Source organism: Pseudomonas sp. DR48 (assembly GCF_019823085.1).
In the GTDB taxonomy this organism is placed as follows: domain Bacteria; phylum Pseudomonadota; class Gammaproteobacteria; order Pseudomonadales; family Pseudomonadaceae; genus Aquipseudomonas.
In genome coordinates this window covers 5,168,030-5,180,233 of the sequence record NZ_CP081946.1, presented here as the reverse complement: position 1 = coordinate 5,180,233, position 12,204 = coordinate 5,168,030, and the positions used below count along the sequence as shown (strand labels likewise).

The window sequence follows — 12,204 nt, the reverse complement described above, 5'->3', positions numbered from 1 at the left end:
AAACCCTAAGCCGCCGTTACCGCAGCAACGGATATGTACACCAAGAACAACATGGTCGGCTATCAAGCCGCCATCGCGAGCAAGCTCACTCCCACAGGGTTCGAGTGAACACCTGTGGGAACCCAAACCAACCTCAAGCCAGACTTTTACTGACCACCTCAAACACATCACTGGAAAGCTGCCCAGAAGCACGAATCCGCTCCAGCTCACCTTTCATCAACGCCTGACGCGCATCATCATATTTGCGCCAGCGAGTCAGCGGCGCCAACTGACGCGAAGCAATCTGCGGATTAAACCCGTTCAACTCAATCACCAGATCCGCCAGGAACCGATACCCCGAACCATCCGCCGCATGGAAATTGATCAGGTTCTGCCCGGCAAACGCACCGACCAGCGCCCGCACCTTGTTCGGGTTCTTGATATTGAACGCCGGATGCTGCATCAACTGACGAACCCGCTCCAGACCACCCGGCAACGTACTGCCCGCCTGAACACTGAACCACTGATCCATGACCAGCGGATTGTCCTTGAAGTGCTCGGCAAAACTCGCCAACGCCTTGGCCTTCTCGTCTTCGAACGGCGAATTCACCAACACCGCCAACGCCGTCAGGCGCTCGGTCATGTTGTCGCTGGTCTCGAACTGCTCCAGCGTCGCCGCCAGGACTTCCGGCTTGCCGCTAAGCATCAAGTACGACAGCGCAATATTCTGCAACGCACGACGAGCGAAATGCTCGGCCTCGGCCACGTACGGAGTTTTCTTCGAGAGATCACGATTGGCCTGATAACGCAACCACAACGCCTCGAACAAACCATCAGCCAATTGCTTGCGAGCAAACTCGCGAGCGATGTGAATGGCGTCGACATCCGCCACTTCGCTGATTTCAGTCAGGTACGCCTCGCCCGGCAGCGAGAGCATTTCCGCAACCATCGCCTGGTCCAGCGTCTCGTCGGACAGCACAGTGCGCAGAGCAGAAATCAGGCGCTGATCCAGCACCAGTTTCTCGCCCTTCTGCTGCTGAGCAATCAACTCCTGCAACACCTGGACCGACAGTTGCTGACCGGCATCCCAGCGGTTGAAACCATCGCTGTCGTGCTGCATCAGGAACATCAGCTGATCACGGTTATACGGGAAGCTCAGTTTCACTGGCGCCGAGAACCCGCGCAGCAGCGAAGGCAGCGGCTGTTCAGCGATGTCGATGAAGGTGAATGTCTGCTCGGCTTCAGTCACCGAAATGACCCGTGATGTGCCTTGAGCGCGGTCTTCACCGGCAAGACGCAACGCGATTGCCGCGCCTTTGGCGTCCAGCAGGCCCAGTTCCACCGGAATCACGAATGGCAACTTCTCGACCTTGTCCGGGGTCGGCGGGCAGCTCTGGCGGAAGGTCAGGCTGTAGGTTTTCGCCGCCGCATCGTAAGACTCGCTGACCGCCAGGCGCGGTGTGCCGGCCTGGCTGTACCAGCGCTTGAATTGGGTCAGGTCGACACCGTTGGCGTCTTCCATGGCCTTGATGAAGTCATCGCACGTCACGGCCTGGCCGTCATGGCGATCGAAATACAGGTCGCTGCCTTTGCGGAACCCTTCGGCGCCGAGCAAGGTATGGATCATGCCCACGACTTCCGAACCCTTTTCGTACACGGTCAGGGTGTAGAAGTTGGAAATCTCGATGAAGCTGTCCGGACGCACGGCGTGGGCCATGGGACCCGCGTCTTCGGCGAACTGGTGGGTACGCAGGTACGCCACGTCCTGGATGCGTTTCACGGTGGCCGAGTTCATGTCGGCGGAGAAACCGGAATCGCGGAATACGGTGAAACCTTCCTTCAGCGACAACTGGAACCAGTCGCGGCAGGTGACGCGGTTGCCCGACCAGTTGTGGAAGTATTCGTGAGCGACGATCGCTTCGACACGCTGGTGCGCAGCGTCGGTCGCGGTTTCGGCGCGGGCCAGCACGGCGCTGGAGTTGAAGATGTTGAGGCCCTTGTTCTCCATCGCGCCCATGTTGAAGTCGTTGACCGCAACGATCATGAAGATGTCCAGGTCGTACTCGCGACCGTAAACCTCTTCGTCCCAACGCATCGACTTCTTCAAGCTGTTCATCGCGTGCTGGCACTTGTCGATGTTTTCCGGCTCGACATAGATGCGCAGCGCCACGGAGCGCTCGGTCATGGTGGTGAAGGTGTCTTCAACACACCACAAATCACCGGCCACCAGCGCAAACAGGTACGCCGGCTTCATGAACGGGTCTTCCCAGGTCGCCCAGTGACGGCCATCTTCGCCAGGACCACTGGCAATCGGGTTGCCGTTGGACAGCAGCACCGGATAGCTGTGCTGCTCGGCGACCACCGTGGTGGTGAACTTGCTCATCACGTCCGGGCGGTCAAGGTAATAGGTGATCTTGCGGAAACCTTCGGCCTCGCACTGGGTGCAGAACATCCCGCTGGATTTGTACAAGCCTTCCAGCGCGGTGTTGGTTTCCGGGTGAATGCGCACGCTGGTGTCGACCGTGAAGCGTTCGCTCAACGGCTGCAGCGTCAGATGATTTTCGGTCAGCTCATAGTCGCCAATGCCAAGCTCGCGGTCGGCCAGGTTGACCGTCAACAGCTCCAGCTGCTGGCCGTCGAGGACCAGCGGCGGCAAGCCCGGGCCACGCTCAGGATTGCGGCGCATCACCAGTTGCGCATGGACCAGGCTATGGTCCTCGAACAACTCGAAGGTCAGGTGCGTCTCGTCGATCAGGTACTCGGGCGCCTGATAGTCCTTCAGGTAAATCATCTTCGGTTGTTCGGTGCGCATGCTGGAGTCCTTACTGATGCACGGCGAGCTGATAAGCCGTGTACTTACGAATATTGATCACGCCAGTGTCGAAAATCAGGTATTGGCCCTTGACCCCCAACAGCGTGCCTTCGGCAATCGGATTCTTGTCCAGGTTGAAGCTGACAATCTTGGCCGGGTATTGCTCGACCGGATAGCGGATTTCGAGGGTTTCCACGTCGGCAATGGTCTGGATTGCCTGTAGGCCAAATCGTTCCTGCAAACCCTGCAAACCTTCGGCACAGCTTTCAAACAATTGATCACGAACCTGAGCCAGGTCCACCGAAATCGCATCGCCCTTGAGCAGGGCACGCCAGTTGGTCTTGTCCGCGACCTGACTGCGAAACAGGTCTTCGACAAAGCCCGATTGCTGGCGCGTCGACACACGCATGATCGGTAGCGCCTGACGCGCGCCCTGGTCGATCCAGCGGGTTGGAAGCTGGGTGGCGCGGGTGATCCCGACTTTCACTCCGGAAGAATTGGACAGATACACAATGTGATCGGTCATGCAGAACTTCTCGCCCCACTCCGGCTCACGGCAAGTGCCGGCGTCATAATGGCAACGCTCCGGACTCATGATGCAGAGGTCGCACTGGGCCAGTTTGGTCATGCACGGGTAGCAGTAACCCTGGCTGAAACTGGTTTTGGTCTTGCGTCCGCAATGGGAGCAAAAAATCGCCCCCAGGTATTCCAGACGCACCGTGCTGCCGATCAATGGATTGACCGGGACCTCGACGTCATCCAGACGAAACGCGTATTGCACGTTCGGCCCGTCAAGGCGCGCCGACATTTTGCTGATTGCACCGCGGCCAATCTCAATCAATGGACGGCATCCGATTTGAACAGGATATTGGGCACGCTGATCGACTTCGAGCTGCACTCCTGCGGCCCCATGTAGCCGGTACGCTCTTCCTCGGGAAGGTTCTGGATTTCCCAGGCAATCATCGCCTGCAACGACAGTTCGCGTTGCTCGGCGGTGAGCTTGCCACCGTCGGACCATTTGCCGATTTCCACCGCCAGTTTCAGGCTCTGGTAGATATCGGGGGTGATGTTTTGGATCATTTCGTTAAAAGAGGACATCAAGAGCTCCGCGCACTTAAATTCACATAACGGTTTCAGACGGCCAGTTTACGGCGGTTGTACAAACCACCCAACAAACCGGTCAAGCATCCGACGAGCAACCCGCCGACGTGGGCGGCATTGGCAATTTCACCGAAGCCGATCATCGAGACCAGCCCGGACATACACAGCACCAGCCACACCAGCATCATCACCAGCACGCCGCGCGGCAGGCGATAAGCCGGGTTCGGCGACAGCAGCTGGAAGATCCAGCAATGCCCGAGCAAGCCGTACAGCACCCCGGACAACCCGCCGAACAGGGTCGGGCCGCTGAAATAATACTGGGCGTAGTTGGAGACCAGGCTGAACAGCATGGTCAGGCCGATCAGGTTGATGCTGCCCTGGCGCGACTCGATGCGCCGCCCCAGCTCCCAATACCACATGCCGTTCATGGCCAGGTGCAGGATGCCGAAGTGGATCAACATCGGCGTCACCAGACGCCACCACTGCCCTGCCGCCAGGCTGTCAGCCAGCGGCACGAAATGGATGTAGTCGCCAACAACGCGGAAATCGAGGAAGGTCAGCCAGCGCATCGTGTCGAGGTTTTCACCCAGCAGCGTCACGGCGCCGACAATCAGGCTCAACAGCAGCACCAACCCGGTCGCCCTGGCGTGACGCAGTTGCTCCACAAAACCGGGCCGCTTGTTGGTGTGCGCCACCGGAATGTCCAGTTGCTGATCAGGGTCACCTTCCGGAAAGCGTTCGTACAGGGAACGCACGTCTTCGCTGATATTGGCCGGCACCCACAGCACCTGCTCGCCTGCTTCTTCGCTGACGCGATGCGGCACTTGCATGCGCTGCAGCAGTTTGACGAACCCGCTCAAATCCACCGCCAACGGCAGACGCAGTACGGCCACCACACTCATTGCAGCACCTCCGGCCGCTCGACATCGACCCAGACGAATTTGTGCGGATCGAGCCGGGTTTCCTGATCCAGGCGATAGGCGACCAGTTTGCCGTAGAGCACCGCGCTGTAGTCCAGGCAGGCCAGGTTCGGACGGATCGGTGTCGGTTTGCCGCTGCGCCAATAGTGGCCGACGAACAGCAACGGCTCATCGACGCCGTAGCGCAACAAGGTGTTTTTTTCCGTGGAAGACAGTGGCTTTCGGGCCACGGGCTCAGGCAAGGCGTCAGGCTGGAACACAATATCTCCGTAGGTTTGCGGGTCGTCTTCCCAGAACTTGGTGCGAAAGAACGAGCGCGTCAGGCCATCGCCGCTGGTCATGGTCAAACCGTCAGGCAAGCGCATGTCAGTGCCGCGCAGCAAGCGGTCGAACACGGTGCAGGCGAAACTGCCCGGCACGGCCGAAGCCTGGAGGAAATGTTCGTCGATGCACCCGTTGGGAAACAGCGCGCGCAACGGTTCGATCAAGCCCGAATCCCAGCAGGCGTGCACCACGCGAAAGCGTCCGGCGTCGACGAACAGGGGCAATTGGTAGAACCATTGCTGGAAATCATGCCAGTCGCCGGGATGCTGTTCGAATTGAGTCAGGGTTTCACCCAGCAAGCGTGCATGACGTGGCGTGTGTTCGCGCACGAACTGCTTGCCGCTGCCCGGAAGCGCGGGAGTGGCCCAGCCGAGCGCGTTGAATTCATGGTTGCCCATGATGCACAGCGCCTGGCCGGCCTCGACCATGTCGTGGACGATGTACAGCGCCTCACGGATCCGCGGGCCGCGGTCGATGATGTCGCCAACGAACACCGCCATGCGTGACGGGTGTCGCCAGACGCCACCTTGTTTGCGATAACCGAGCTGGTCGAGCAAGTGCTCAAGGGTCAGAGCGCAACCGTGCACGTCACCGATCAGGTCGTAGCTACGCGCGGGATCGAGCATCAGTCGCCTCCACCACCCAACCGACTGCCCCAGCCGAGCTTGGTCCGGCAGACTTCATAGTAATTGTGGTCGAGCGGATGAATCAGCCGCAGTTTCTGGGCCTTTTTGCTGATGGTGATGGTGTCACCCGGCGCGCAGGTGAAATGGTTCTGCCCGTCACAGGAGACTTGCGGGTAGATCTGCATATCTTTGGACACGACGATTTTCAGCTCACTGTTGCCATCGACCACAATTGGCCTGCCTGACAAGGTATGGGGGTACATCGGCACAATCACAATAGCGTCAAGCTTGGGGTGCATGATCGGCCCGCCCGCCGACAGCGCGTAGGCGGTCGAACCGGTGGGCGTGGCGACGATCAGGCCGTCGGCCTTCTGGCTGCAGACGAACTGGCCGTCGATGTACAGCTCGAACTCGATCATGCGCGTGGATTTGCCGGGGTGCAGCACCACATCATTCAGCGCATCGCCCTGGCCTATGGCCTCGGCATGGCGGCGGACTTCGGCTTGCAGCAGGAAGCGGTTTTCCACCAGGTAGTGGCCGTCGAGCACTTCGGCGACTTTGACTTCCAGCTCATCGGGGCGAATATCGGTCAGGAAACCCAGGCTGCCCCGGTTGATGCCAAGCACCGGGATATTGTGTCGGGCCAAGGCACGCGCGGCGCCAAGCAGGCTGCCGTCGCCGCCGACCACAATCACCATGTCACAGACTTCGCCGAGCATCTTGCGTGACGAGGTTTGCAGGCCATGGCCGGGCAGGACTTCGGCGATGGTGTCTTCGAGGATCACGTGCAGATGACGATCGAGCAGAAAGCGTTTCAGTCGGCGGACGGTATCCAGCACCTGCGAACTGCCCAGGCGACCGATGATGCCGATATTACGAAATTGCTCCATGGGGCCCCTGAGGTCTGTGACGGCGAAAAACACGATTATGGGCGAAAGCGCGGGATAGACAAAATCCTTTCAGCCACAAGGATGTACTCCGATTAAGGCTATGCTCGCAAGATGATCCTATTTCCCGATTTGCTCCAGTTACCCCATCGGTTGCGCCACCCTGAAGTGCGCGACCTGGCCTGGGTCATCCTCGCGCCGCCGATGCTCGGCGAAACGCCGTGGCCACAGCGGCATCCGCTGGCCGGCAGTGACTGGGTGCAGGCGCCGGAACGGCTGGAGCAGTGGCTGCGGCAACTGGACCGCGACAGCTATGACTTGCTGCACTGGCTGGCGCAGGCCAGGACGCGGCGACTGGGTCTGTATTACGAGCGTTTGTGGCAGTACGCCGTGCGCCACGCGCCGGGCATCGACTTGATCGCGGCCAACATGCCGATCCGTCGCGAAGGCCATACGCTCGGCGAACTGGACATGCTATTACGCGACCGCGACGGCGTGCATCACCTGGAACTGGCGATCAAGCTGTACCTGGGCCCGCAAAATGGCGACGGACACGACACGGCGCAATGGCTCGGGCCAGGATGTCATGACCGGCTGGACCGCAAACTGGCGCACCTGGCCCAGCATCAATTGCCGATTTCTGCTCGACCAGAGAGCCGCGAAGTACTCGCGGCGCTGGATATCCAGCAGTTCAGCGCGCATCTGTGGCTGGGCGGTTACCTGCTCTATCCGTGGCCCGGGCATGCCGGACCACCCGCCGGCGCGCATCCGCAACATTTGCGCGGTAGCTGGCTGCATCAGAAGGACTGGGCGCAATTTGTCGTGCAGCGCCCATTCGGTCGCTGGCAACCCCTGCCCCGCCACGCCTGGCTGGCGCCGGCGCATTATCCGGCAGAGCTGACCTGGGACACTGAACAGTTGAATGCCTGGCTGAGCGATCTCGAACCGCAGGCGCCAGCGCAATTGATGGTGCGCCTGACTGAAAATGCCGATGGGGAATGGGAGGAAGCCGAGCGGCTGTTCCTGGTGGCGGATCTTTGGCCGAATGTGCCCGGCGGTGGCTGAATTCTTTAGCGTCTTGACCGGCCTCATCGCGAGCAGGCTCGCTCCCACAGGGAAATGCAGTTCAAATGTGGGAGTGAGCCTGCTCTGGGCGGCATTCCGACGATGGGGTCGACTTGGCCTAAAAGGACAACCGCAACGCCAACGCCGCCAACGTCACCAACAGAACAGGCAACGTCAACACGATCCCGACCTTGAAGTAATACCCCCAGCCAATCTGAATATTCTTGCGCTGCAGCACATGCAGCCACAACAACGTCGCCAGACTGCCAATCGGGGTGATTTTCGGCCCCAGGTCGCTGCCGATGACGTTGGCGTAAATCATCGCTTCCTTCACCACGCCCGTGGCCTGGCTCGCATCGATCGACAGTAAGCCGATCAGCACCGTCGGCAAGTTGTTCATGATCGACGATAACAGCGCTGTCAGTACGCCAGTCCCCATGGCGGCGCCCCAAACGCCGTAATGCGCAAACCCGTCCAGCCACCCCGCCAGATACCCGGTGAGCCCGGCATTGCGCAGGCCATACACCACCAGGTACATGCCCAGCGAGAAAATCACGATCTGCCACGGCGCTTCTTTCATGACCTTGCGCGTGGAAATCTTGTGGCCACGGGCGGCGATGGCCAGCAGCAACGCGGCACACACGGCGGAGATGGCACTGATCGGAATACCCAGCGGTTCAAGGGCAAAACAGCCGAGCAGCAGAATCACCAGCACCGCCCACCCGGCATAAAACGTCGCCTTGTCGTGGATCGCCGTGGCGGGATGTTCCAGTTGTTCGGGGTCGTAATCCTTCGGAATGTCACGACGGAAGAACCACATCAACATCGCCAATGTGGCGGCGACACTGACGACGTTTACCGGAATCATGACCGCCGCGTAACGATTGAAGGTGATGTGAAAGAAGTCCGCTGAAACGATGTTCACCAGGTTCGACACCACCAGCGGCAGGCTCGCGGTATCGGCAATGAAGCCGGCGCCCATCACGAACGCCAACGTGGCCGCCGGGGAAAAGCGCAACGCCAGCAGCATGGAAATCACGATCGGCGTGAGGATCAGTGCAGCGCCGTCATTGGCGAACAACGCCGACACCAGTGCCCCGAGCAGCACCATATAAGCAAACAGCTTGCGTCCGCTGCCCCGCCCCCAACGCGCCACATGCAAGGCCGCCCAGGCAAAGAAACCCGCTTCATCCAATAACAGACTGATGATGATCAGCGCCACAAACGTGCCGGTGGCATTCCAGATGATCTGCCACACAATCGGGATGTCGCTCAGATGAACCACGCCGAAAATCAGGGCCAGCACCGCACCAAAAACCGCGCTCCAGCCTACACCGAGGCCTTTGGGTTGCCAGATCACCAGGGTGATGGTCAGCAGAAAAATCAGCGACGCAATGAGCATGCGAAACAGCCTTCAAAGAGAAATCAGAAATTAGCAGCAGCGTACCGGGCGATCGGCCATTGCTTGCAAACGGGCGACATCAGCGGCCAGCCACTCGGCGTGATCGGCCAGCGCGTGCTGTAACAGAGTGACAACCCACGGTGATAATTCCGGGTGCAGGCGATAAAAAACCCACTGCCCCTGTCGACGGTCCGCCAACAGGCCATTGCTGCGCAGTTGCGCCAGATGGCGGGAAATTTTCGGTTGACTGAGATCGAGCCCGGCCGTCAATTCACACACGCACAACTCACCTTCACGGGCGATCAACAACGCGATTCGACTGCGGGTGTCGTCGGCCAGGGCCTTGAAAATATCGACGGGACTGCGGGAGCTGGACATGGGTAAGCACGCCTCTGGACAAACGAGGCGTGGAATATATGGAATTTCGAATATGCAGTAAAGCGAATGCTGAGAATCGCAGCCAGCTGTAGCCGCTGACCAGCAGCGGCTATCGGCGTGACCTCAAAGGTTTCTTTCCATGGGGGCTGATTACACTTTCTTATGCTGTTCGACCCACTTGCCGTATGCATTGATGAAGTTCTGCAAGAACGGCTTCACCGATTCGGACAACTTGCCCGACTCGTCGAACGCCGAGCCCGCGCCACCCAGGTAGGCCTCGGGTTGCTGCATGCACGGCACATCCAGAAACACCATGGACTGACGCAAGTGATGGTTGGCACCAAATCCACCGACAGCACCGGGTGAAGCGCTGATCACCCCACCGGGCTTGCCGCTCCAGGCACTTTTGCCATAAGGACGCGAGCCGACATCGATGGCATTCTTCAACGGTGCCGGTACCGAGCGGTTGTATTCAGGGGTGACGAACAGCACTGCGTCGGATGAACTGACTTGTTGGCGGAAAGTGCTGTAGGCTGCCGGCGGAGAAGTTCCGTCAATGTCTTCGTTGTAGAGCGGCAGGTCACCAATTTCAATGATATTGAGCTTGAGATTGGCCGGTGCCAGGTCGGCCAGAGCCAGCGCCACCTTGCGGTTGATCGAATCCTTTCTCAAGCTGCCGACAATAACGGCGATCGTGTAGACGTTGCTCATGGAAGATTCTCGACTGTTCGATGGAAAGACATGTAGTTATAGATGACGAATCATCAGTGGGCTGCTGAAATAGCCGTCCCTGACTATTTTTTTCCTGTAGGAAAACTTACCTCGCCCAACCACGGTCTACAGAACCGCAAATTGAGTGATTTATCTCCAGAGGTTCTAAGCAGATGGCAGCAGTACTCGTCGGTCAGTTCCATGCAAGAGACGCGGAAGGCCGCGTTTATTCCGTGCATGAGTTCCAGGAATCCACCCCGTCGGCAGACGGCCTGACTGGCTCTGCGCCTGTCACCACCTACAAACTAGCCATTGGCGACCGCGTCAAAAAGCTCGATGACAACCAGTTTCTGCTGGTGCAGTCGGACGTGACCATCGTGCGCGAGCCTGACACCCATGTAGGCAAACTGCCGGAAACCAACGTCGCCTCATAACTTCGCGTTATGAGCAGAAGTCATATGCGCGCACTTGAGTTAGGATTCAGTCACTGACTCCCTCACCTGCTGAACATGGACTTCACGCATGCGTTTACGTCATATCGAAGTGATCCACGCGCTCTTGCAGACCGGTCACCTGGGTACTGCCGCCGAATGGCTGCAGTTGCCGGTGGCCGAGGTTGAAAGCCTTTTGCGCGATGCCGAGGATCAGTTGGGTTTCATGCTGTTTTCCAGCGTGCGTGGACGCTTGCAAGCTACACGTGAGGCGCGCGAACTCCAGGTCGAAATTGCCCACGTCTATGACGCGCTTGAGCCGGTGCAGCGCCTTGCCAGCAGCCTCAAGCAATATCAGGCGCATCCGCTGCGCATCATCTGCACCCCACCCCTGGCGCACCAATTGTTGCCACAAAGCATCGCGGCCTTGCGCCGACGTCTTCCCGATGCGCCTTGCACCCTGCTGAGCCAACCGACTCGTGACATCGTCCGCAGCCTGCTGCTGCGTGAAAGCGATCTGGGGCTGAGCCTGCACGACCCTGATCACGCCGACATTGATTGCCAGGTGATTGCTCAAGGCAAGCTCCAGCTATTGGCGCCCCACGGCTGGCTGCAACCGAAACAGAAATACATTTCGCTGCAGGACCTGGCCGGTCAGTCGATGGTCGGCCTGGAAGGTCACGACCCGCTGAGCCCGGCGCTGGAGAACAAGTTGCATGCGTTGCGCCCCGCCCCCGTCATTCAGACACGGGTGCAGACGCATCAAATGATGCGCAGCATGGTCGAGGCCGGCGAAGGCCTGGCGATTGTCGATCCGTTTACCGCCCTGGGCGCCAAATCGACCGGGCTCGACGCCTGCCCACTGGCACCCGCGGTACCGATCAGCCTGTATGCCCTGACGCTGAAAAACGCCGAGCCCATTCCGGCCGTTCAGACCCTGCTGGACATCCTCACGGAACAAGCCGCGGCGATGCTTTCGAGCTGAGCGGTTTTTCCAACGGATTATCGAACAAGCGGTACCAGAACAGCGCCACCTCGGCGGTATTGGGGTCGATGCCGCGATAGCGCAGATGATCGATCCCGCCAATCACAAAACCACAGCGCTCATAAAGCCGGCAGGCGCCCAGGTTGTTGTTCTGGGTTTCGAGCATGATGCCCGGCAGTTTTTTCTTGCGACTCCAGAACTGCGCCACATCCAGCAACGCCTTGGCCACACCATGACGCCGCGCCGGCGCATGCACGGCCAATTCGTCGATGTGGGCAAATCCGTTCCAGTTGGTGCTGATCACCAGATGCCCGACGGGTTCGTCATCGAGATAGGCCATGAACACCGCACTGTCGGCGGCATCGCGAAAACTGCTGAACTCCTCGGGATCGATGCCGTAGCACTTTCGATACGGGGTGATTGGCGTCACCCGCCACTGCTCCACCGGTTTGCCGATTTCGGCGACGCCATAAGCCGCGACTTCAAAACTGAAATCGCTGCCCCAGATATAAGGCGCAAAACCCTCATCGGCGACACGCACCGACAGGCCTGGATATTTTGGATTCATGATCGGTTGCATGCT

13 protein-coding genes are annotated in these 12,204 nt (G+C 59.3%); 3 read left to right on the top strand and 10 right to left on the bottom strand.

Going from position 1 to position 12,204, the window contains the following annotated elements; all coding sequences use genetic code 11:
• Nucleotides 1-133: 133 nt before the first annotated feature.
• Genes pepN through K5K95_RS23535 form a run of 6 tightly spaced genes read right to left on the bottom strand, consistent with a single transcriptional unit; the run spans nt 134 to nt 6,652 of the window.
• Nucleotides 134-2,791 carry an aminopeptidase N gene (gene pepN / locus K5K95_RS23560; protein ID WP_222586354.1) on the bottom strand — a complete coding sequence of 886 codons (2,658 nt, stop codon included), beginning with the start codon at nt 2,789-2,791 and terminating at the stop codon, nt 134-136.
• A gap of 10 nt (nt 2,792-2,801) precedes the next feature.
• Nucleotides 2,802-3,632, bottom strand: a complete 831-nt coding sequence (locus tag K5K95_RS23555; RefSeq protein WP_222586353.1) for a DUF2797 domain-containing protein — start codon at nt 3,630-3,632, stop codon at nt 2,802-2,804.
• On the bottom strand, nt 3,629-3,889 hold the full coding sequence (locus tag K5K95_RS23550; RefSeq protein WP_090183249.1) for a YeaC family protein: 261 nt from the start codon (nt 3,887-3,889) through the stop codon (nt 3,629-3,631). The genes K5K95_RS23555 and K5K95_RS23550 overlap by 4 nt, the downstream gene beginning before the upstream one ends.
• A gap of 35 nt (nt 3,890-3,924) precedes the next feature.
• Nucleotides 3,925-4,794: a rhomboid family intramembrane serine protease gene (locus K5K95_RS23545; RefSeq protein WP_222586352.1), complete on the bottom strand. Its 870-nt coding sequence runs from the start codon at nt 4,792-4,794 to the stop codon at nt 3,925-3,927.
• The gene (locus tag K5K95_RS23540; RefSeq protein WP_409999735.1) at nt 4,791-5,765 is read right to left on the bottom strand and encodes a metallophosphoesterase; all 975 of its coding nucleotides are present in this window, start codon (nt 5,763-5,765) and stop codon (nt 4,791-4,793) included. Before K5K95_RS23540 ends, K5K95_RS23545 begins: the two co-directional genes overlap by 4 nt.
• Nucleotides 5,762-6,652 carry an NAD(+) kinase gene (locus K5K95_RS23535; protein ID WP_010459816.1) on the bottom strand — a complete coding sequence of 297 codons (891 nt, stop codon included), beginning with the start codon at nt 6,650-6,652 and terminating at the stop codon, nt 5,762-5,764. Before K5K95_RS23535 ends, K5K95_RS23540 begins: the two co-directional genes overlap by 4 nt.
• A 111-nt stretch (nt 6,653-6,763) precedes the next feature.
• Between K5K95_RS23535 and K5K95_RS23530 the strand changes: the two genes are divergently transcribed.
• Complete coding sequence (locus tag K5K95_RS23530) at nt 6,764-7,714, top strand: DUF1853 family protein (protein ID WP_222586350.1); 951 nt, start codon at nt 6,764-6,766, stop codon at nt 7,712-7,714.
• A 118-nt stretch (nt 7,715-7,832) separates the two neighbouring features.
• Here the strand turns inward: K5K95_RS23530 and K5K95_RS23525 are convergent, their stop codons facing one another.
• The 3 genes from K5K95_RS23525 to K5K95_RS23515 form a co-directional block, all read right to left on the bottom strand.
• A complete protein-coding gene (locus tag K5K95_RS23525) occupies nt 7,833-9,116 on the bottom strand; it encodes an arsenic transporter (RefSeq protein WP_222586349.1) in 1,284 nt (427 codons plus the stop codon).
• A 30-nt stretch (nt 9,117-9,146) separates the two neighbouring features.
• Nucleotides 9,147-9,494, bottom strand: a complete 348-nt coding sequence (locus tag K5K95_RS23520; protein WP_222586348.1) for a metalloregulator ArsR/SmtB family transcription factor — start codon at nt 9,492-9,494, stop codon at nt 9,147-9,149.
• A 150-nt stretch (nt 9,495-9,644) separates the two neighbouring features.
• Nucleotides 9,645-10,205 (bottom strand): NADPH-dependent FMN reductase, encoded by a 561-nt coding sequence (locus K5K95_RS23515; protein WP_222586347.1) that lies wholly within the window; start codon nt 10,203-10,205, stop codon nt 9,645-9,647.
• Between the two features lie 173 nt (nt 10,206-10,378).
• Here K5K95_RS23515 and K5K95_RS23510 point away from each other — a divergent pair, with 173 nt between their 5' ends.
• Both K5K95_RS23510 and K5K95_RS23505 read left to right on the top strand, forming a co-directional pair.
• The gene (locus tag K5K95_RS23510; RefSeq protein WP_222586346.1) at nt 10,379-10,639 is read left to right on the top strand and encodes a hypothetical protein; all 261 of its coding nucleotides are present in this window, start codon (nt 10,379-10,381) and stop codon (nt 10,637-10,639) included.
• 88 nt (nt 10,640-10,727) lie between these two features.
• The gene (locus K5K95_RS23505) at nt 10,728-11,621 is read left to right on the top strand and encodes a LysR substrate-binding domain-containing protein (protein WP_222586345.1); all 894 of its coding nucleotides are present in this window, start codon (nt 10,728-10,730) and stop codon (nt 11,619-11,621) included.
• Here K5K95_RS23505 and K5K95_RS23500 read toward each other — a convergent pair.
• Nucleotides 11,587-12,201 (bottom strand): GNAT family N-acetyltransferase, encoded by a 615-nt coding sequence (locus K5K95_RS23500; protein ID WP_222586344.1) that lies wholly within the window; start codon nt 12,199-12,201, stop codon nt 11,587-11,589. The two genes, K5K95_RS23505 and K5K95_RS23500, sit on opposite strands and share 35 nt — an antisense overlap.
• Nucleotides 12,202-12,204 lie beyond the last annotated feature (3 nt).